Annotated in this window: 10 protein-coding genes and 1 pseudogene; all 11 read left to right on the top strand. The window is 45.4% G+C overall.

The features are described from left to right. Positions 1–11: 11 nt before the first annotated feature. A pseudogene (locus D8877_RS05990) lies at positions 12–670 on the top strand (HAD family hydrolase). Then, entirely contained in the window at positions 667–2148 is a 1482-nt protein-coding gene (galT, locus tag D8877_RS05985) for a UDP-glucose--hexose-1-phosphate uridylyltransferase (protein ID WP_125352700.1), read from the top strand. The pseudogene D8877_RS05990 and the gene galT overlap by 4 nt, the downstream one beginning before the upstream one ends. A 45-nt stretch (positions 2149–2193) precedes the next feature. Continuing rightward, complete coding sequence (galE, locus tag D8877_RS05980; RefSeq protein ID WP_185760178.1) at positions 2194–3195, top strand: UDP-glucose 4-epimerase GalE; 1002 nt, start codon at positions 2194–2196, stop codon at positions 3193–3195. Between the two features lie 350 nt (positions 3196–3545). Continuing rightward, positions 3546–4136: a CDP-archaeol synthase gene (locus tag D8877_RS05975; RefSeq protein ID WP_125352696.1), complete on the top strand. Its 591-nt coding sequence runs from the start codon at positions 3546–3548 to the stop codon at positions 4134–4136. A gap of 14 nt (positions 4137–4150) precedes the next feature. Then, on the top strand, positions 4151–6646 hold the full coding sequence (locus D8877_RS05970; RefSeq protein WP_125352694.1) for a PEP/pyruvate-binding domain-containing protein: 2496 nt from the start codon (positions 4151–4153) through the stop codon (positions 6644–6646). After that, positions 6633–7265, top strand: a complete 633-nt coding sequence (locus D8877_RS05965; RefSeq protein ID WP_125352692.1) for a CDP-alcohol phosphatidyltransferase family protein — start codon at positions 6633–6635, stop codon at positions 7263–7265. Before D8877_RS05970 ends, D8877_RS05965 begins: the two co-directional genes overlap by 14 nt. Then, a complete protein-coding gene (locus tag D8877_RS05960; RefSeq protein WP_125352690.1) occupies positions 7258–8130 on the top strand; it encodes a phosphatidylserine decarboxylase in 873 nt (290 codons plus the stop codon). Before D8877_RS05965 ends, D8877_RS05960 begins: the two co-directional genes overlap by 8 nt. Next, complete coding sequence (locus tag D8877_RS05955) at positions 8115–9014, top strand: UbiA family prenyltransferase (protein WP_002906717.1); 900 nt, start codon at positions 8115–8117, stop codon at positions 9012–9014. The genes D8877_RS05960 and D8877_RS05955 overlap by 16 nt, the downstream gene beginning before the upstream one ends. Then, positions 9014–11497: a phosphoenolpyruvate synthase gene (locus D8877_RS05950; protein WP_125352688.1), complete on the top strand. Its 2484-nt coding sequence runs from the start codon at positions 9014–9016 to the stop codon at positions 11495–11497. Before D8877_RS05955 ends, D8877_RS05950 begins: the two co-directional genes overlap by 1 nt. Next, positions 11484–12557, top strand: a complete 1074-nt coding sequence (locus D8877_RS05945) for a hypothetical protein (protein WP_125352686.1) — start codon at positions 11484–11486, stop codon at positions 12555–12557. Before D8877_RS05950 ends, D8877_RS05945 begins: the two co-directional genes overlap by 14 nt. Before the next feature lie 204 nt (positions 12558–12761). Next, the gene (locus D8877_RS05940) at positions 12762–22193 is read left to right on the top strand and encodes a ZmpA/ZmpB/ZmpC family metallo-endopeptidase (protein WP_125352684.1); all 9432 of its coding nucleotides are present in this window, start codon (positions 12762–12764) and stop codon (positions 22191–22193) included. Positions 22194–22329 lie beyond the last annotated feature (136 nt).

The following is a 22329-nucleotide window of genomic DNA, read 5'->3' as shown; positions in this document are numbered from 1 at the left end:
GAGAGAAGTAAATGGACGCTGTAATATTTGATTTAGATGGCTTATTAGCTGATACTGAGATCATTTCTCTAAAAGTTTATCAAGAATTGCTTAAAGATTTTGGAATTCCTTTTACAGAAGAAACATATTCTAGAGAATACAGTGGACATAGGGAAGAGGAGAATGTTCAACGATTTTTAGATACCTATGATTTACCTTGGAACTTTGACCAAACCTTGGAAAAAGTTTATGAACTGGAAGCTCGAATATTAGCCAAAGGTGTAAATTTAAAAAAGGTGCTAAAAATTTGCTTGCTTTTTTGAAAAGAGAAGGTATTCCAATCGCTCTAGCAACTTCAAGTGTTGAATCTAGAGCTAGAATAATTTTGGATAGTAATGGTATACTGTCCCTATTTGACCATCTAGTTTTTGCAAAAGATTTAAAGCGAAGCAAACCTTACCCTGATATATTTTTAAAGGCCTGTAGTGATTTGAATGTTTTACCAGAGAATTGCTTAGTATTAGAGGATAGTGAAGCAGGGATTGAAGCAGCGTATAGAGCTGGGATACCAGTTGTTTGTATTCCAGACTTAAAAATGCCAGCACAGTCTTTCTTAAATAAAACAGAACAAGTTTTTCAAGATTTAGATGCTGTCAGAGACTATTTAGAAAGTAAGAAGGAGAATCAATGAGTCAGGGAGTTCTAGATGCATTTATCACGGAAGTCATTGCTGGAAGTTCATTTGAGGAAATGGATCGAATCTACCTAACCAATCGTGTCTTAGCACGAGTGGGCGAAGGTGTTTTGGAAGTTGAGACTGATCTGGATGAATTGATTGACCTCAAGGACCAGCTGGTCGAGGAGGCGGTTCGATTAGATACGATTGAGGATAGTCAGACTGCGCGCGAAATCCTCGGAGCTGAGCTCATGAACTTGATTACACCTGCCCCTAGCCAGCTCAATCGGGACTTCTGGACGACTTATGCCTCCAATCCTGAGCAAGCTGTAGCTGATTTTTACCAGCTTAGTCAAAAGAATGACTATATCAAGGTCAAGGCCATTGCTAAAAACATTGCTTTCAAAGCACCGACTGAATATGGAGATTTGGAAATCACCATCAATCTCTCTAAGCCAGAAAAGGATCCCAAGGAAATTGCGGCAGCTAAAAAGGCAAAGACCAGCCATTATCCAGCCTGCCAGCTTTGCATGGAAAATGAAGGTTACCAAGGGCGCTTGGACCACCCAGCTCGCGCCAATCATCGGATTATTCGCTTTGACTTGGCTGGACAGGAGTGGGGCTTCCAGTATTCGCCCTATGCCTACTTTAATGAGCATTGCATCTTTCTGCACAGCCAGCACCTTCCTATGTCCATCAGCCGGCTGACCTTTGAACGCCTGCTGGACATCGTTGAGACCTTTCTAGGCTATTTCGCAGGATCCAACGCCGACCTGCCTATTGTTGGTGGCTCCATCCTGACCCACGACCACTATCAGGGCGGACGTCATACCTTCCCTATGGAAATGGCAGAGCTGGATTGTAGCTTTACTTTTAGCGAATTTGATGAGGTGGAAGCAGGTATTGTCAAGTGGCCCATGTCCGTCATTCGTCTGAGGTCTGAGAAGAAGGAACAGTTGATTGAGTTGGCTGACAAGATCTTGCAAGTTTGGCGGACCTATTCTGACCCGAGTGTGCAGGTATTGGCAGAGTCTGAGGGTGAACCGCATCATACCATCACACCGATTGCCCGCAGGAAAGATGAATCTTTTGAGCTAGACTTGGTCTTGCGGGACAATCAAACGTCGCCAGAACATCCAGATGGTATTTACCATCCCCATAGGGATGTCCAGCACATTAAGAAAGAAAATATTGGTTTGATTGAGGTCATGGGACTGGCTATTCTGCCACCTCGACTCAAGGAAGAACTCAAGCAGGTGGAACTTTTCTTGCTGGGAGAAGACTGTCAGGTTGCTGCCTATCATAAGGAGTGGGCCAATCAACTCAAAGACCAGAATCCAGATGTTACTGCTGAGACGGTGGAAGGAGTAGTTCAGGCATCGGTTGGACAAATTTTCAGCCGAGTACTGGAAGATGCTGGAGTTTACAAGCGAACAGAGGAGGGGCAGGAAGCTTTCATGCGCTTCGTCCAATCCGTCGGCATCCAGCCCTAGGAAATGTGTTATAATGAATCTAGCGTAACAGGGAAAGGAAGTTTTATGGCAATTTTAGTATTAGGTGGAGCTGGCTATATCGGCTCGCACATGGTAGACCGTCTAGTAGCGGCAGGCAAGGAAGAGGTAGTCGTCGTTGATAATTTGGTGACTGGCCATAGGGCAGCCGTCCATCCGAAAGCGGTCTTTTATGAGGGGGATTTGGCGGATAAGGACTTTATGCGTGATGTCTTTGCCAAACATCCATCTATCGATGCAGTCATTCACTTTGCTGCTTTTTCACTGGTGGCAGAGTCTATGTCAGATCCGCTCAAGTATTTTGACAATAACACAGCTGGCATGGTTTCTCTCTTGGAGGTCATGCAGGAATGCGACGTTAAAAATATTGTCTTTTCTTCAACAGCGGCGACTTATGGCATTCCTGAGGAAGTTCCGATTCTGGAAACGACTCCTCAAAAGCCTATCAATCCTTATGGTGAGAGCAAACTCATGATGGAGACCATTATGCGCTGGGCAGACCAGGCCTATGGCATTAAGTTTGTAGCCCTGCGTTATTTCAATGTGGCCGGTGCTAAACCTGACGGCTCAATCGGGGAGGACCATGGACCAGAGACTCATCTGCTGCCCATTGTGCTGCAAGTGGCTCAGGGCAAACGTGAGAAGATTGCCGTCTTTGGCGATGATTACGATACTCCAGACGGCACTAATGTACGCGATTATGTCCATCCTTTCGACTTGGCTGAGGCCCATATTTTGGCTGTTGAGCATCTACGTGCCGGCCATCCTTCAGATGCCTTTAACCTTGGCTCTTCGACTGGTTTCTCCAACCTGCAGATTGTAGAAGCAGCTCGAAAGGTGACCGGCCATCCTATTCCTTTGGAAATAGCAGAGCGGCGCCCAGGTGATCCGGATACGCTGATTGCTTCCTCTGAGAAGGCCAGAAAAGTTCTGGGCTGGCAGCCGAAATTTGACAATATCGAAACCATTATCGAAACTGCTTGGAAATGGCATTCCAGTCATCCAAATGGCTATGATGACAGAGAATAAACTGACAAACCAGCTTGAAAAGCTGGTTTTTTAATTTGAATCATAAAGCTCTTCTTTACAAAGTTTTAAAAGCATTTTATAATAAAAGGAAGAGTGATTGATATATTATCTATAATCTTGTTTAGTTGCTACTAACTCTTAGTATATCTTGAAAAATCATGGTAGCTACAGATACAAAAAGAAATAAGAATGTAGAATAGCGAATTTTTTGCACGACTATCAGATGAGACAGATGTTGACAGTTTGTTGTGTAAGGGCTTTAGAGACTTATGATATAATGAATTCATAAAAGTTTGAGAAGTCTCTTAATCTTTTCAAGCTGATTTTCATAAAAAGAATAGGAAATAAGTATGCATTCGATTCTTGCCTTATATATCACCCTGATGCCGGTCATTCTGGCTGGAGTTCTGAATATGATCTTTTGCAAGTCTTCACTGCTGCAGGCGGCTTATCGACCAATGGATGCTGGGTTGATTTTAAAGGATGGGAAGAGGCTTTTTGGAGCTAACAAGACCTGGAAAGGTTTCTTTGGCATGATTATCTGGGGAGCTTTGGCTCAGATCCTTTGGGGATTGCTCTTGAAGAGTATTCCTACCTTAGAGAAGCTGCACTTGGTTTATGCCTTCTACGAAAATACCGTGTTGTTTAATCTGGTGCTCGGGGCTCTTTTGGGGCTGGCTTATGTTTTGTTTGAGCTGCCCAATAGTTTTATCAAGCGCCGTTTGGAAATCAGAGAAGGCAAGACGGCGGAGAATGCCTGGAAATGGACCTTTATCTGGATAGACCAGATTGATTCCTTGATTGGCTGTATTATTTTCTTGCTTTTCTATATCCCTCTGTCTTGGCAGAAGATGTTGGGCATCCTAATCCTAGGGGCGGGCACGCATCTAGGAGTCAATCGTCTGCTCTACTGGGCTAAGCTTAGAAAAAATCGTATGTAATATGGGAGTTTTTGATGAAAGAACTATGGCTGGAAAAAGAGCCTTCGGCCGTCTATGGCGGTAAAATCAATCAGTTAATCAACCTATGTCAACTGGGGCTTTCGGTTCCTAAGGGTTTGATTTTGCCTGCGGACCAAGTAATGACTTGGCTAAACGCAGCTCTGCCAGAATACTCAAAAGAAGGACTTAAAGAGTTAATTCATTTAGGCAAGGAGGAAATTGCGGAGCGTTTGCTGCAATATCCCTTGGAGCCAGCTTGGCTACAGGAGTTAGCAGCTTTTTTTCAGGAAAATCAAGTTTATATCGTTCGTAGCAGTGCCCTTTTAGAAGACGGACAGGCCATGTCATTTGCCGGTCAATATGACTCGATTGGCAACTGCCGGACACTGTCAGAAATTGAGCAGGGCATTCGTTCTTGTCTGCTTTCTCTTTTCAACCCAGAGGCGCTAGCTTATTGGCATCGTCAGGGTCTGGCTGAGCAGGATTTTGCTATGGCCGTGCTGATTCAGGAGCAGATAGAGCCTGACTTCAGCGGTGTCTGTTTTTCCCTAGACGTAGCGACTAATCAAGACCAGACCATGCTATTAGAGTATGTAAAAGGCTCGGCTGAAAGTTTAGTCAGCGGTCAAGTTAATCCTGAACAGCTGACACTTCCTTGGTACAAGCCAGACTGGAGCCAGTGTGAAAATGTTGAAATCTCTCTGCCAGTCTTGCAGAAGCTGCACGAGCAAGTTTTGCAGATTGTGACGTATTTTGGTCGGCCGATGGATATTGAGTGGTGTGCCGTACAAGAGCAAGTCTATCTACTACAGGCTCGGCCCATCACGACAGTACCAACTAAAATCGACAGTGGCCGCTGGACGACAGCGAATTTTCGGGACGGAGGCGTGGCGGCTCAGCCCTGTCCCAACCTGATGTGGAGCCTTTACCGCCATTCTTGGCAAGAGGCACTTTCCAGCTTTTTGCTGGCTATTGGCCTAGAGCCTGAAGGTGTTATGCCGCCGCTGATGCGTCTCCATTATGCTCGGCCTTTCTGGAACTTAGGCGTGGTCAAGCAAGGCATGGAGCAGATTCCAGGCTATATTGAACGAGACTTTGATGATGAGCTGGGAGTCAATAAAGACTACCAAGGTCAAGGTTTTACCAGCAAATTAAGTCCAGCCTTGCTCTTGAATTTCCTGCGGGTAGCCTTGAAAACGCAAAAGGTAACTAAGGCTTTTCTGTATCAGGCACCAGACAAGCTGCAAGAGCTGCGCCAGCAATTTACCCGTCTTCATCAAGAAATAGGAGAACTGAACGACCAAACCCCGCTGCAACAAGTCGAGAGTCTTTGGCAGTTAGTGCTAAATCAGGTTTATTTAGACAGTGAGGTAACTTATTTCTGGCAGGCCTACATCAATACGGTCCAGCTGTCTATGAAAAAGACCAGTCTACTCAAATGGCTGACGGTCGATGAATTTTTCCAACTGATTGCCAAGTTAGGAAATGTTTCGCATACCAAGCCTTTAGCTAGGATGCTAGAAGCTGCGGATCTTATTTTGGCAGACGAGAAACTGACAGATGATTGGCTGAAGCTATCGGTGGAAGAGTTATATCAGTTGGCTGCAAAATATCCTGAGCGAACGGATTTCATCAAGGTTCAGGATTTCCAAAAAGATTTTGGCTATCACTCGGCACGGGAGCTGGACTTGCGAGTAGCTAGTTATGAAGAAGATCCTCATCAGCTTCTGAAAGCGGTCCAACAGTTGATCACTGACCCTGCTTACTACCAAGCGGCCAAATCTTCGCTCAGTCCTGGCTCAGAGTCTGAGCTGGATTTGGCTCGTCTATCTCGATCCAAGCAGAAAAAGATAGAAAAAATCAGCGAAGACTTGAGGAACTTGCTCTGGTGGCGGGAGGAGTTCAAGGATATTTCCACGCGCTATTACCACCTCATTCGTCAGATTAGCCTCAAACTCGGCCGAGCCTATGAAAAGCGAGGCTTTCTTAAAAATGAACAAGATATTTTTTACATTAAGAAAGAAAGCCTGTCTGCCTTTATGGAAGGGCAAAAAACTGCCGATCAGCTTCAAGAAGAGGCTGCTGATAATCAGCATTATTGCCAAGCCTATCGAAATTTTGAGCCAGTAGGCGATTTGACCGACAAAAAGATGAACCTGGAAGAGGTGGCCCATGATAGTCAAGCTCTGCTGACGGGAATGCCAGCCAGTAGCGGTCAGGTAACCGGTCGGGTTCGACTTCTCTTGGATTTGGCTGATATTGAGACGATTGAGCCGGGAGAAATTCTTGTCACTCGCTATACAGATACGGGCTGGAGCTATGTTTTCGGTATTCTAGGCGGTCTTGTGACAGAGTATGGTGGGGTTCTCTGCCATGCCTCCATTGTCGCTCGTGAATGCGGGATCCCAGCTCTTGTCTGCGCCAAAAATGCAACTCAGCTGCTAGAAACTGGCATGCTGGTTACTTTAGATGGAAGAAGAGGAGAAATAAGAATTCATGAAGAAGAATGAACCTTTGTTTATTGGTGAATACGACAAATCTGTTATCCTGACTTATATGGGTGCTGCTTTTGCACTGTTGGCAGTCTATGCCATCATTCAGTCCCAGCTGCGACTAGCCATGATGGCCTTTATCCTTAGCGGTATCTGTGACCTTTTTGATGGTGTGGTGGCGCGGCGGATGAAGCGGACTGAAAGTCAGAAGCGCTTCGGCATTGAAATTGATTCGCTCTGCGACATGATTAGCTTTGCGGCTCTTCCGGCTGTTCTCCTCATGACTCAGCTGCCCTTGGGAGCGGCCAATATCATCTTGGCTGTCCTCTATGTCTTGGCCGCCGTCACGCGCTTGGCGCATTTTAACCGCTTGGCCAAGCATGATGAAGGATCTGAGGCCTATTTTATCGGATTGCCCGTCACTTACAGCGCCCTCTTTTTCCCTCTGACCTATCTGGTATGTCAATGGCTGGCGCCTGGTTTCTTTGCTTGGGTGTTGCTTGGCTTGTCTCTTTTACTGACCTTCCTATTTGTTTACAACTGCCGTATTCCCAAGCCAAATAAGCTGGCCTATCTGGTCTTTGCGATTCTAGCTGTTGCAAGTCTGATTGGTCTGGGGGTTCTGCCCCATGGTTAAGGTCTATCAAAGAAAGACTGGCCAGATACTGGAACCGACAGAATACAAGGCGGGTCTGCTAGACAAGCTTTATGGTACTGCTTGGGGTCGCTTCTTATTGCCTATCTTGACCCGACCTAGCCTGTCTTATCTTCTGACTTTGAAAGACTACACTCCTTGTTCTCGCAAGAAAATAGCAGATTTTGTGAAAAATTATCAGCTGGATCTAGCTGACTATGAAGGTGGCCCCTATTCTAGCTTTGCGGCTTTCTTCAAGCGAAAAATCAAGCCTGATTTGCGTCCAGTTTGTCCTGACAGTCAAGTATTGGCAGTGGCAGATGCCAAGCTAGAGGCTTTTACCATTAGTCAGGACTTACGGCTGACAATTAAGGGTCAGACGTACAGGCTAGCTGACTTACTGCTGGATGAAGAGTTGGCTCAGCTGTTTAGTGGCGGAACAGCGCTGGTTTATCGACTGGGAGTAGAAGACCTGCACCGCTATCTGGTAGCTGAATCCGGCAGAATTACCCAAAGACGAAAAATCAAGGGACGCCTGCATACGGTCAGACATGTAGCCCAGAAGCGGCGCCTTATTTACAAAGAAAATAAAAGAGAATACTGTCTTTTAGATACCGAGCTAGGACCTGTCCTGCAGATGGAAGTAGGGGCGCTCTTGGTCGGCAGAATATACAATCACGGTCAAGACCATCTGGTCCGAGGACAGGAGAAGGGGTGCTTTGGTCTGGGCGGCTCAACCATTATTGTCCTCTATCCGGCAGACACGATTCGCTTGGATCAGGATATCCTGACTTACTCAGACCTCGGAATAGAAACCCAGATTCAAATGGGTGAAAAGATTGGAGAAAAGCTATGTTTAAACGATTAGCTGTTTATTATAAGGAAATGTTCCCTTTGCTGCCACGCTTTTTTGTGGCTGCCATCATGTTTTTTGAGATTTATTTTGTCCTCCTGCTCAATGACGGAGTGACCACCTTTCACTTTGACCATCAAGAACTGATTGGAATTTTTACGATTTTTGTCTTTCTGATGATTCTGCGGATTGCGGACGATTTTAAGGACTATGAGACTGATAGACGCCTCTTTCCTCATCGAGCTCTGCCCTCTGGCCGGGTGAAAAAGAAGGACCTGGCTATTGCTCTCAGCTTTATCGTAGCTGTATCAGTGCTGCTCAATGTCCTCTTTATGAACAATATCGGCTGGTTCCTCTTCCTCTATATCTATGGGACCCTCATGTCTTTCTGGTTCTTCAAGCGTGACAAGATTCAAAATTCTCTGCCACTGGCTCTAGTAACCCATAATCCGGTCATGATGATTTTGAATCTCTATACCATTTCTTTTGTCTGCTACAAGTACAATCTGCCTCTCTTGTCCCTGCCGACCGTCTTGCTAGCCTTTACCATGTATTTCCCAAGTCTGATCTGGGAAGTCTGCCGCAAGATTCGGGCGCCAAAAGACGAGACAGAGTATGTAACCTATTCTAAGCTTTTTGGCTACAAAAAAGCCACTCGCTTTATCGAGGTAGTGACTCTGCTGGATATCTTGACCAATTTCGCTCTCCTCTGGAATATTTCCCATGTCGGAGTGGTGGTCTTGGTGCTGAATGTCATCTGGATGACCGTCCAGTTTGAGCAGTTTATCAAGGATCCGACTCGCTTTAATATCCGGGAGCGGGTGGAGCGCTATACCTATATCACGGAGACGACCATGGTTCTGTCCGTTGCTGTTTATCTCTTGATGGGGGTACTTTGATGAAAAAAATCAAGCAGACAGGGCTTGACCAGGTCGGAGGCAAGGCCTATCATTTGCTGAAAATGCAGGCTACTGGTTTGCCGGTTCCTGACTTTGCAGTGTTTGCTTTTGACTTTTTTCAAAAATCTGCCAGCTCTGCTGACTTGGAGCGGATGGAAGCAGCCTATCGGGCTGGAGAATTGGACTTGTCTCAGCTCAGTCAGCAATTGCAGGACTGGGCTAAAGAGCAGTTTGCGCAAGAAGATCTGACAGCAGCAGAAAACTGGATTCATCAGGAGTTTTCTCAGACAGACTGTCGCTTTGCGGTTCGCTCATCAGCAACCATTGAGGATGGGAAGGCTTCATCCTTTGCCGGTCAGTTTGAGAGCCAGCTCAATGTGAAGCCAGAAGGGCTTAAAGAAGCTATTCAAGCGACCTTGCTCTCTCTTTATCAGGAGTCAGCCCTTAGTTATTTATTTGAGCAAGGCCTATCGTTGAAGCAAGCACAGATGATTTGCCTTGTGCAGGTCATGCAGGAGGGAGACTTGTCTGGGATTTACTTCACAGCTAATCCCAAGGGCATTCTGAACGAGCATATCATTGTTATCGGTCGGGGCTTGGGCAATAAGGTTGTTGAGGATAAGATTCCTACGACAATGGTGACCCTCCATCCCAAGGACCAGCTCTTTTATACAGAGCAGACGGAGGACTCACCAGACGTATCACAGGAACAACTCAAGGAGCTACAATCTTTAGCTGGTCAGGTGAGTCAGCTTTTCGGACCTTATATGGATATGGAGTTTACCTTCGCCAATGGCCAACTCTATCTCTTGCAAGCACGACCTATTACCACCTTGCCAGAGGGACAGCAGATTATTCTGGATAATAGCAATATTGTTGAAAGTTATCCGGGAGTTTCTAGCCCTCTGACTATTAGTTTTATCCAAGAGGCTTATGCTAGCATTTTCCGCAGTCTGGCCCAGCGCTTGGTTGGCAAGGGTGCCCCTGAGTTGGCTGCCTATGAAGCTACTTTTCAAAATATGCTGCAGCCGGTCAATAGTCGTGTTTATTACCAGATTCAGAGCTGGTATCAGCTCTTGCAGCTTCTGCCTTTTTCTAAGAAAATCATTCCTATCTGGCAGGATATGCTGGGAGTGAGAGAGACGGAGGTGCCTCAGATGCCAGTGCACCTGTCCGCTTTCAAACGCCTGCAAATCATGCTCCGAATCATCCGAGAGTTTTGGACGGCTCCCAAGCAAATGCGGCAATTAGAAGAGCAGTTTGCCCAGATTCAGCGCGAATACGAAGCGAGCTTTTCTCCTGATGCAGATGCGGAGACCTTGATTACCTTGGTCAGCAAGCTAAAAGAGGATATTCTGGCTCACTGGGACATTACGCTAGTCAATGACCTCTATGCTTTTGTCTATACTGGACTGCTAAAGAAGTCGCGTCGCGGCGGGGCTGTTCAGGCTGAGATTGCAGGAATTGAGCAGATTGAAAGTATGAGGCCGGCTTTGGCTCTGCAGGCTTTAACAGCTCAGCTGAAAGCAGAAGAAAATGCAGATATTAGACAGGCTATGGAAACTGAAAGCTCAGCAGTCTTTCTAAGTCGCCAGCATCCTTTGGTTCAAGAAATAGTCCATTTTATCCATGAATTTGGCGATCGGGCTCCGGAAGAGTTGAAGTTAGAAACATCAACCTTCCGAACGCATCCAGAGCGTCTGCTCAAGCTCCTGCTGCAAATGTGCCAGCAAGAGGAGAAGAAGTTGGCTCCTCAGAAACTTGAAGAAGCTGAGCAAAAATCAGACTGGTGGGCGAATTTTCTTCGCAAGCGAGCCATGGCTGGTGTTAAATATCGGGAAAGCTCACGCTTAAACCGCACACGGATCTACGGTATGATGCGGCAGATTTTCCGAACATTGGGGCAGCAATTAGCCGAGCAAGGGCTGCTGGCTATGCCTGACGATGTTTTTTACCTGACAAAGGAAGAATTGTTTGAGTTGACCAGAAAGCCCAGAGATGTTAGTGGCTTGATAGCCGAGCGTCGGGAGAAGTTGGAGGCTGACAAGGAACTGCCAACCTTTAGTCGCTATGTTTTTACTGGACAAGTCTTTGAGAAATATATGAAACCGCAAAACCGCACCAGCAGTTATAATACGAGCAATCAAGCCTTACAAGGGATTGGCTGCTCACCTGGCTGCGTTAAGGCTCAGGTTTTGGTCGTGGAAGATGTGCAGGAGATTGAGTCTGCTCAGGACCGGATTATCGTGACCAAGATGACCGATCCGGGCTGGGTTTATCTTCTGACCCAAGCCAAGGGTGTCATTGCCGAGCAGGGGTCTTTGCTCTCGCACACGGCCATTATTTCCCGCGAGCTAGGTATTCCTTCCATTGTCAATGTTAGAGGCGCCTGCAGCCAGCTGCAAAATGGTGACTGGATTGAGATGGATGGCCTTACTGGCAAGATTCGACTAATCAAGGAGGAAGACCATGCTGGAAATTAAACCAGTCAAACCCAATACTGTAGAGCTGGCCGATTTTCTAGCCCTGCCCAAGCAGATTTACCAGCCAGATCACCTCATGCAGTCGGAAGAGGAAGAACTAACTTTGATTGAGGGCAGTCACCCGTTGAGTTCTGACATAGAAACCTATGGCTTTATTGGCTATGTAGACAGTCGGCCTTGTATTCGAGGCCTCCTGACCTTCTATCCAGGGGATGAGGCTGCTTATTTGGGATTTTTCGAGTCGATCAATGACCAACAGATTGCATCTGTTTTTATCGAGCATTTAGCAGGTTTTGCTCGCAGTCTCGGAGCGATTAAGATAATAGGTCCCGTACAGGCAAGTTTTTGGCTGGGCTATCGAATGCAGCTGACTGGAACAGAGGAGCTTCCTTTTACTGGAGAACCTCATAATCCAGACTATTATCCTGAGCTGTGGCAGTCTGCTGGTTTTGAGCTCAAGGAGCGCTATCTGTCCAATTTTTATCCCAAGGTCAGCAATAAAACTCATCAGGACAAGCTGGCTCATCGCTTTGAGTCTTTTGAAGAAGCGGGTTTCACCATTTGCTCTCCCAAAAAGAAGGACTGGGAAGAAGCCTCGCTGCAGGTTTTTGAGCTTCTCAATCGTCTCTATCAAGATTTTCCGATTTATCGGTCAATTTCTAGTCAGAAGTTCAGTCAGATTTTTCAAAAATACCAGTATATTCTTGATTTTTCAATGGTTAAGCTGGCCTATAAGGAGGGCAAGCTGGCTGGTTTTCTGATTGCCATGCCGGACTACGGTTCTCTGGTTTATCAAAAACTGACTCCTCTTAACCTAGCCAAGCTTTTTTGGACCAAGCGTTTTCCAAAACGTTATACGATTATGTATCTAGGAGTAGATGAGCAATTCTTGGGGTTGGGCTCTGCCTTGGCCTATCCGATTTTTAAAGAAGCGCAGAAGCGACAAGCTTCAGCTATTGGGGCCTTGATTCATCAAAAAACTGTCACGCGCCACTATGCGGCAGAATTGCAAGGAGACAAGCATGAGTATGGTCTCTTTGAGTTGAATTTGAGCTCTTGATTAACAAATTAAAACATAGATTAAAAAGCAAATTTTCTAACCGAAGATTTGTTTTTTTAGTTAAAAATGAACACTATTTTCAGGTTGTTCAAAAATCAAAAGATTTCAGCCTTCAAAGATATATTTTTAAGCAAAAGCATTGAATTTTTGTAGGAAATTCTGTAAAATTTTAAGAGATTATTATATGAAGAAAAGGGAATTATTATGGAAAAAAGAATCACTGGCGATACGCTCCAGCGCTATTCTTTTAGAAAGTTATCAGTAGGATTGGTTTCTGCCACTATCGGAAGCTTCTTTTTGAGTACCGCAATAGGGGGAAATATAAGCACGGTTGAGGCTGCAGAAGTCTCAGCCGGAAAAACCGTTCCAGTCCAGTATCACTACGTAGTAGAGTCTGAACTGACTGAAGCTGAGAAGAATGCAGTTGTTAAGGAGCTTCCAAAATTTGTGGAAGAAAACTCTGATGCTTATTATCTAGTTTACCGTCCTAAGACCCAGGGACTTTCGGCAAAAAGTTTGCCAAAGACGGGCTACTCAAGTCTGTGGGAAGCAACTTTTGCAGCTGCTGGACTGACTTTAGCAGTCTTAGTAATTGCACGAGGCCGAAATGGCAAGCGATACCTGTCTTCTATTTTGCTGGTGACGGGTCTAGGCTCTATTCTCTTAGCTCCTTCTGTATTTGCAGTGACCAATATTGAATTAGCCGCCTACAATCAAAGGCTAAATTTGACAGTGGGAGATAAGCTGCCGGAGCCTTTAGAGATTGCTGGTTTTGAGTATGTCGGCTATCTAAAAAGCGGTGAACAAGGCAAGGAGAACGCAGCAGGAAGTCATCAGCTTCCTACGGCACAAAAGGACTTATCAGCTGTTGAAGTCGATCAGCAGGCAGGTAAATTTGCTAGTCTTTCTGGGAATCTGAGTACTGCCAACAAGCCGGTATCTACTGAAACAGAGAAACTGACAGAGCAAGAAAAAGAGATTATTGCTGCCAAAGAACGCGAATTTGCTCGGCTTTCTCCAGTTACTGAAGTACCAGAACTGGAATTCAAGAGCCAAGAAAGCAGCCAAACCCAAGTCCTGCCTTATCAAACAGAATACCAATATTCAAATGAGCTCGCAGAGGGGCAATCTCAGGTCATTCGCGCAGGTGTCGCTGGTACACGTACTGTTGTCACTCGCAATTATATTGCAGGTAAAGAAATTGTAAAAAGCGAAGTGGTTTCAGACCAGGTAACTGCAGAGCCAGTTTCGGAAATTGTGTTGGTTGGAACTACTGCAGTCAAATCTGTTCCAAAAGAAGCGCCAGTTCAAGAAGTCCCAGAGCTTACCAGCTATGGCACCGCACCAGATACTGCGCCTGTGAATGAAGTTCCCGAATTGACGACCTATGGTACAACGTCCGATACTGCACCGGTTCAAGAAGTGCCTGAGCTAACGACTTATGGCACTGCACCAGACACCGCTCCAGTACAAGAAGTCCAAGAATTGACAACGTATGGCACAACGCCCGATACTGCACCGGTTCAAGAAGTGCCTGAGTCAACGACTTTTGGCATTGCACCAGATACCGCTCCAGTCCAAGAAGTTCCGGAACTAACAACTTATGGTACAGCACCAGATGACGCACCCGTTCATCAAGCCCAAGAATTAGAACTGACTGCGACAGATGAAACAAGAAGAGAAAAGATAGATTTTTCCGTCGAAGCACAGTATACTGATGAGATTCCAGAAGGCAGTCGCCAGATTGTCACACCAGGAGTTGAGGGCGAGCGGGCGATTACCACTCGTATCTATACCTCGAATGGCCAAGAGGTTGATCGCCAAGTTTTATCGGATGAAGAAATTCTTGCAGCAGTCACTCAAATTATTAAGGTCGGTACAAGTAAGTCAAGTCTGATTCCGGCTGACGCACCAAAGGTAGAAGAGCTATCAGAATACCCGCTAACTTACACGGACGAAACTAGAGTTGAAAAAATCAACTTCACAATTCGTGAAGAAGAGACTGACGAGCTAATTCAAGGCACCCGTCAAATAGTGATTCCAGGAGTTGAGGGCGAGCGAACTATCAAGACCCGTATCTACAGCTCCAACGGTCAAGAAGTTGACCGCCAAGAACTTTCAAATGAGGAAACTCTAGCGCCAGTAACGCAAGTTGTCAAAGTTGGTACAGCTAAGTCTCACATGGTACCGAACGATGCGCCAAAAGCAGACGCTTTGCCAGAGTACCAGTTGACTTATGCCGATGAAACGCGTGTTGAAAAGGTTAACTTCACCATTCGTGAAGAAGAAACGGACGAATTGGTTCGTGATGCCCGTCAAATCGCGACTCCAGGCGTGCAAGGTGAGCGAACAATCAAGACTCGCGTCTATAGTTCCAATGGTCAAGAAGTTGACCGTCAGGAGTTATCGAATGAGGAAACTCTAGCCCCAGTGACGCAAGTTGTCAAAGTTGGTACGGCTAAACCAAATATGGTACCGAACGTTGCACCAAAAGCCGATGCTCTTCCAGAGAACCCATTAACTTACATGGACGAAACGCGTGTTGAAAAAGTAGCCTTCAATATTTTGGAACAATACACTGATGAGTTGCCACAGGATGCCCGTCAAATTGCGACTCCAGGTGTTGAGGGTGAACGAACAATCAAGACTCGTGTCTACAGTTCCAACGGTCAAGAAGTTGACCGCCAAGAAATTTCAAACGAGGAAACTCTAGCGCCAGTAACGCAAGTTGTCAAAATCGGAACAGCTAAGCCGCATATGGTACCGAATGATGCACCAAAAGCAGACGCTTTGCCAGAATACCCGTTGACTTATACGGATGAGACGCGTGTAGAGAAAATCGCCTTCAATATTGAAGAGCAATATACTGATGAATTGCCTCAAGACGCTCGTCAAATCGCGACTCCTGGCGTTCAGGGCGAGCGGAGGATTAAGACACGTGTTTACAGCTCCAACGGTCAAGAAATCGACCGCCAAGAGCTTTCTAACGAGGAAACATTAGCACCAGTAACGCAAATTGTTAAAGTTGGTACTGCTAAGCCGCACATGGTACCGAACGATGCGCCAAAAGCAGAGGCTTTGCTAGAGTATCCACTGATATACACAGACGAAACGCGTGTAGAAAAAATCAACTTCAGCATTCGTGAAGAAGAGACAGACGAACTAGTTCGTGATGCCCGTCAAATCGCGACTCCAGGTGTGCAAGGCGAGCGAACAATCAAGACCCGTGTTTACAGATCCAATGGTCAGGAGATCGACCGCCAAGAGTTGTCCAATGAAGAAACCTTGGCTCCAGTAACACAAGTTGTTAAAGTCGGAACTGCTAAGCCAACCATGGTACCAGGTGATGCGCCAAAAGCAGACGCTTTGCCAGAGTACCCGCTGACTTACACGGACGAAACTCGAGTAGAAAAAATCAACTTCACAATTCGAGAAGAAGAAACGGACGAACTTGTTCGAGATGCTCGCCAAATCGCAACACCGGGCGTTCAGGGCGAGCGGACTATCAAGACCCGCATCTATAGTTCCAATGGTCAAGAAATTGACCGCCAAGAGTTGTCCAATGAGGAAACTCTCGCTCCAGTGACGCAAGTTGTCAAAGTCGGAACAGCTAAGCCGCATATGATACCGAACGATGCGCCAAAAGCAGATGTTTTGCCAGAGTATCCGCTGACTTACACAGACGAAACGCGTGTTGAGAAAATTGCCTTCAATATTGAAGAACAATACACTGATGAATTGCCACAGGACGCCCGTCAAATAGCAATACCAGGTGTTCAGGGCGAGCGGACGATTAAGACTCGCATTTACAGTGCCAATGGTCAAGAAATCGACCGCCAAGAGCTTTCTAACGAGGAAACTCTTGCGCCAGTAACGCAAGTCATCAAAGTTGGTACCGCTAAGCCGCACATGGTACCGAATGAAGCTCCGAAAGCCGATGCTTTACCAGAATATCTGCTGACTTATACGGATGAGACGCGTGTAGAGAAAATCGCCTTCAATATTGAAGAGCAATATACTGATGAATTGCCTCAAGACGCTCGTCAAATTGCTACTCCAGGTGTTGAGGGTGAGCGAACCATCAAGACTCGCGTCTATAGTTCCAATGGTCAAGAAATTGACCGCCAAGAGTTGTCCAATGAAGAAACCTTGGCTCCAGTAACACAAGTTGTTAAAGTCGGAACTGCTAAGCCAACCATGGTACCAGGTGATGCGCCAAAAGCAGACGCTTTGCTAGAGTACCAGTTGACTTATGCCGATGAAACTCGCGTAGAGAAAGTAGCTTTCAACATCGAGGAACAATATACCGATGAGTTGCCACAGGACGCCCGTCAAATCGGAACTCCGGGAGTTCAAGGTGAGCGAACCATCAAGACTCGCGTCTATAGTTCCAACGGTCAAGAAATTGATCGTCAAGAGCTTTCCAATGAAGAAACTCTAGCTCCAGTAACGCAAGTCGTCAAAGTCGGAACTGCTAAGCCAAATATGGTACCGAGTGATGCACCAAAAGCAGATTCTTTGCCAGAGTATCCACTGACTTTCACAGACGAAACTAGAGTTGAAAAAATCAACTTCACAATTCGTGAAGAAGAGACGGACGAGCTAGTTCGCGATGCCCGTCAAATTGCCACTCCAGGTGTGCAAGGTGAACGAACCATCAAGACTCGTGTTTACAGCTCCAATGGTCAAGAAGTTGACCGCCAGGAGTTATCGAATGAGGAGACTCTAGTTCCAGTAACGCAAGTTGTCAAAGTCGGAACAGCTAAGCCGCATATGGTACCGAACGATGCGCCAAAAGTAGAGGCTTTGCCAGAGTATCAATTAACATACACCGACGAAACGCGAGTTGAGAAGATTAACTTCTCTATTCGTGAAGAAGAAACGGATGAACTTGTTCGTGATGCCCGTCAAATTGCGACTCCAGGTGTGCAAGGCGAGCGAACAATCAAGACTCGCATCTACAGTTCCAACGGTCAAGAAGTTGACCGTCAAGAGTTGTCCAACGAAGAAACCTTAGCTCCAGTAACGCAAGTCGTCAAAGTTGGTACGGCTAAGCCAACCATGGTACCGAACGATGCACCAAAAGCAGCAGCCTTAGAAGAGTTCGATTTAATTCCACTTCACAATCTCTTAGCGGAAGCGGATCAGATTAAAGCTCAGGCACGTTATTTCAACGATAGTCAGAGTCATCAGTCTAGCTATGATACTGCTTTGACAGCAGGTCAAGCGATTCTGATCCAATCACATGCTAGCCAATCAGAAGTCAACCAGCTTGTTGAACAAATCAATCAATCCAAGGCACAGTTAAGTGGCCTTGAGGTTGTCAAAACGGCTCTTCAAAACGAATACGATTTAAATCCAAAAGTTAAAACAAATGCTAAATATAAAAATGCAGATTCAGATAAGCAGACAGCTTATACTGACGAATTAGCCAAGGCAGAAGGAGTTCTGAACAATCAAACTGCCACACAAGTGCAGGTCAACCAAGCTTTTGCTAGCCTGACAGCAGCCAAAGAAGCTCTAAATGGAGTACCTAAAGTCAAGCCGATAGTTTCCATTCTAAGTCTGACAGAAAATGCAGAGGATAAGTCGGTTACAGTCCAATATAGACTGGAAGACCAGACCCAGTCCTTCCGTTCAGCGACTGCAGAATTGTACCAGGGAGATCAGCTTATTCGCACTCTTCCGATTACCAATTTCGCAGGAAGTCTGAAGATTGGCGACTTAGACTACTACACAGGTTATACGCTAAAAACCAAGCTGACTTATGAACTGGATAATGGCAGCTTCACAGACCTTGAAACCGATAGTCGCAATTTTGAATTGGAATACAAGAAGATCGCCTTCCGAGATATTGATTCGGTCGAGTTTTACAGAAAAGAAAACGACCAGTTTAAGCGCGTCGTGTCCATGAGCTCTATGCCTACGGATTTGTCAAACTACTTTGTCAAAGTCAAATCAAGTGAATCTAAGGAAATGCTCCTACCGGTTCACAGCATAGCGGAAAGCCATAAGGATGGCAGGGATGTCTATAAAGTAACAGTCTCTCTGCCTGAGCTGATACAAGAAGGTGAGACAGGCTATAAGTCTGGCTATGACTTCTATATCAGTAAGGCAGTCCCTAGCCAACAAAATGTCTACACTAGCTTTGCTAGTTTGGTAGACGCTATGAAACAAAATATGGCTGGCAACTACGTTCTGGGAGCTGATTTGGATGCTAGCGAGGTTAGTCTGGCACCTGCGGATTATGTCTACCTCAAAGGAAACTTCACAGGCAGTCTGACTGGTAGTCATAATGGCAAGCAGTACGCGATTTATAATCTAGCCAAGCCTTTATTTGAAAACCTCAAGAGTGGTTCCTCTATTTCTAATCTGGACCTGAAAGAGGTCAATATTGTTGGTACTTATGACTCAGCTGCCCTGGCCCGCAATGCAGAAAATGCTCGAATCACAGATGTTTCTGTCCAAGGTAGAGTAGAAGTAAAAGAAAATGCTTCGCAGGTGGCAGGTTTGGTCGTTATTGCTAACAATACCCAAATCACCAATAGTTCCTTTACTGGAACTATCGTATCAAATGATAAGCAGGGCAAAGAATACAATGTCGGTGGTTTGGTTGCCAATCTTAAGGGAGGAAACTCCTTGATTAGCCAAAGCAGGGCAGATGTGACTATTCTAGCAGGCGCTAGAGCCAACAACCAACGCTTCGGCGGTCTGGTTGGCCGTTTAGAAAACAATGCCCGCATCAGCCGTTCTTATGTAGCTGGAAAGATTCAAAACTCTACTAAGAATGGTCAGATTGGTGGTGTGGTTGGCTCCAATTACTTCAATGGTTTAATTGATAATGTCATCAGCAACATCAGCGGTACAAATGTTTACAGTATTTCTGGCGATCAGGGATATGAAAACAACCGTATCACAGAAGCATATGCCGTTGAAGGAAATAAAACACTGGAAAATGATAAGTTTGTCACTTCAACACTGACTCTGGAACAGGCAGAAGAGAAACTGGCTAGCTTAGATATTACAACCACGCTAGAAGACACGAATCTCAATCTTTATTCTGTCAACTATGCCCAAGAAAAGAATGCTCGAGAAGACCGTCTGATAGCTTATGCTAACATGGAAAAACTCCTGCCATTCTACAATAAGGAAACCATTGTTGCCTACGGAAATAAACTTCCAGATAATCACAAGCTCAATACCGAGTACTTGCTGGATGTTGTTCCAATGAAAGGTGACCAGATTATCACTGATATCAATAGCAACAAGACCGGAATTAACCGTCTGATGCTGCACTTTGAGGATAATACGGTTGACTACCTGGATCTGACCTATAAGGGAGATTTCAAATATAAGGCAATTGCAGAGTACAGTGTAAACGGCTTAGACCTCCTTTATACACCAGAAGCTTTCCTATCAGACTATAGCAGAATTCTCAATCAAGTGCTGCCAGAGTTGAACAAGGTTGTCCTTGACTCACCAACTATGCGAACTGTTTTAGGCGTGAATGCTGACACTTCTCTGGATGATCTCTATCTGGATACCGCCTTTGATCAAGTCAAGACCAAGCTGTCAGAAGAGTTGCGCAAAGTTCTGGCTATGGACAAGTCCATTAATACTGAAGGCGATGTCGTCGCTGACTATGTAGCTCAGAAGATTACAGCTAATAAGGAAGCCTTCCTTCTTGGTCTGACCTATCTCAACCGTTGGTATAATATCAACTATGACAATATCAATGTCAAGGATTTGTCGGCCTATAAGTTTGACTTCTTTGGAAATCATAACGCTTCAACGCTGGATACCATTATTTCACTAGGTCAGTCAGGCTTTAATAATCTTAAAGCCAAGAATAACTATATGGCTTATGATACCTCGCTCTCTGAAGCGACTGGTAAGCGAGGGCTCTTTAACTACTTAGAAGGCTATCGTCAGCTCTTCCTGCCGGACAAGAGCAATAATGAATGGCTCAAGACCAATACAAAAGCCTACATCGTTGAGGCCAAGTCGGATGTTGCAGAAGCGAGACAGCTTCAGGATGCAGCCGAGGGTAAGAGTAAGTATTCTGTCGGCGTTTACGACAAGATTACTGCTGATAATTGGGAACACAAGGGCATGCTTCTGCCGCTCTTGACCATGACTGAGAAGGGTGTCTATGCTATTTCTAATATGTCTACCATCTCTATGGGGGCTTATGATCGTTATCGCCTTGATGCCAATGGCAGGGTTCGGACAGATGCAGAGCTAGCTGAATTTGTCGAAGACCGAGTGAGAAAAACAGCTGAATACCAGCGCGATCACTATGACTTCTGGTATAAGATTCTAAGCGATGAAAGCAAGGACAAGCTCTTCCGTTCTGTTCTGGTTTACGATGGATTCTCATTGGTTGACAAGAATGGTCAAAAATATTGGGCTCCAGCTAATGACAAAAAATCACTGGCTATGCAGGAATTCTTTGGACCAGCCGGCAAGTGGTATCCTAGCAAGGGCTATAATGCCTATGCTACAGGAAGTGTAACCCACTTTGATGCAGCTAAATTGTTAGAAGACTATGGTAACTCTGTCTACACGCATGAAATGACCCATAATTCTGACGGTGGCATTTACTTTGAGGGCAATGGCCGCCGCGAAGGTCTGGGAGCTGAGCTTTATGCTCGCGGACTCCTGCAGTCCACTCCAAGTGCAGATGAGGCAACCATTACACTCAATACCCTCTTCAAGGTGGACAAGGATTCTAAGACGCGTCTACACACATATAACTTCAAGGAACGCGTTCAAAATGCAGAAGACCTGCAACACTATGTTCATGGTATGTTTGACATGATCTACACCCTAGATTACCTAGAAGGTACCTCTATGCTGAAGCAGAGTGATGATGCCAAGCTTCAGTGGTTCAGAAAGATGGAGAATTACTATGTTACAGATAAGTATGGTAAGGAGACTCATGCTGGTAACCAGACGCGAAGCTTTACTGCTGAAGAAATCAAGCAGCTGAAGACCTTTAACTCCCTGATTGAAAATGATGTTATCACTCGTCGGGAGAACAAGGATAGTGGGAAATATGGCCGAAATGGCTACCTCAGTCTCAGCCTTTTCTCACCAATCTACTCAGCCTTGAGCAATCCAAATGGAGCGCCGGGTGATGTCATGTTCCGCCGCACAGCCTACGAGTTACTGGCAGCCAAGGGCTACCATGAAGGATTTGTCCCTTATGTTTCTGGTAAGTACTCTAAGGAAGCCTTTGATGAAGGTAAGAAAACATGGGATGGATGGTCCGGAAGAGATGTTGGTCTGATAACAGACCAGAAAGTCTTGGAAAATGTATTCAAGGGTGAATATGACTCTTGGGTAGCCTTCAAGAAAGCTATGTACCAAGAGCGGATTAATCAGCTGACCAAGCTCAAACCAATCACCATTGAGTACGAACTCAGAAATCCAAACAGTACTAAGAAAGTAACCATTCGCTCTTATGCAGATATGCAAAGGCTGATGGACGCAGCAGTAGCAGAGGATGTGAGCAACATTACCAATGCAACTAGCCGTGTTGATGCTAGCTGGGTCAACCTGCTCAAGAAGAAGATTTATAATGCTTATCTTCGTGAAACAGACGACTTCAGACAATCAATCTTTAATAAGTAAGCGACAAAATGTTTTTCAGAAATACCTTTAAAAATACCTAGACTATAAAAAGTCTAGGTATTTTTTTGCCATCTATTTCTAATAAATTAATAATAATTAATCCAAGCAAGAATGAATCAACTTTTTGTAACTATTT

Source organism: Streptococcus sanguinis (assembly GCF_003943735.1).
GTDB classification, from domain to species: Bacteria; Bacillota; Bacilli; order Lactobacillales; family Streptococcaceae; genus Streptococcus; species Streptococcus sanguinis_E.
The sequence above is the reverse complement of the archived record's forward strand: the minus strand, read 5'-3'. Positions and strand labels throughout refer to the sequence as shown.

Bases quoted from the DNA above. Each gene is read 5' to 3' on its own strand.
- galT (WP_125352700.1), top strand. From the start codon at position 667: ATGAGTCAGGGAGTTCTAGATGCATTTATCACGGAAGTCATTGCTGGA.
- D8877_RS05945 (WP_125352686.1), top strand. From the start codon at position 11,484: ATGCTGGAAATTAAACCAGTCAAACCCAATACTGTAGAGCTGGCCGAT.
- D8877_RS05955 (WP_002906717.1), top strand. From the start codon at position 8,115: ATGTTTAAACGATTAGCTGTTTATTATAAGGAAATGTTCCCTTTGCTG.
- D8877_RS05965 (WP_125352692.1), top strand. From the start codon at position 6,633: ATGAAGAAGAATGAACCTTTGTTTATTGGTGAATACGACAAATCTGTT.
- D8877_RS05960 (WP_125352690.1), top strand. From the start codon at position 7,258: ATGGTTAAGGTCTATCAAAGAAAGACTGGCCAGATACTGGAACCGACA.
- galE (WP_185760178.1), top strand. From the start codon at position 2,194: ATGGCAATTTTAGTATTAGGTGGAGCTGGCTATATCGGCTCGCACATG.
- D8877_RS05940 (WP_125352684.1), top strand. From the start codon at position 12,762: ATGGAAAAAAGAATCACTGGCGATACGCTCCAGCGCTATTCTTTTAGA.
- D8877_RS05950 (WP_125352688.1), top strand. From the start codon at position 9,014: ATGAAAAAAATCAAGCAGACAGGGCTTGACCAGGTCGGAGGCAAGGCC.
- D8877_RS05975 (WP_125352696.1), top strand. From the start codon at position 3,546: ATGCATTCGATTCTTGCCTTATATATCACCCTGATGCCGGTCATTCTG.
- D8877_RS05970 (WP_125352694.1), top strand. From the start codon at position 4,151: ATGAAAGAACTATGGCTGGAAAAAGAGCCTTCGGCCGTCTATGGCGGT.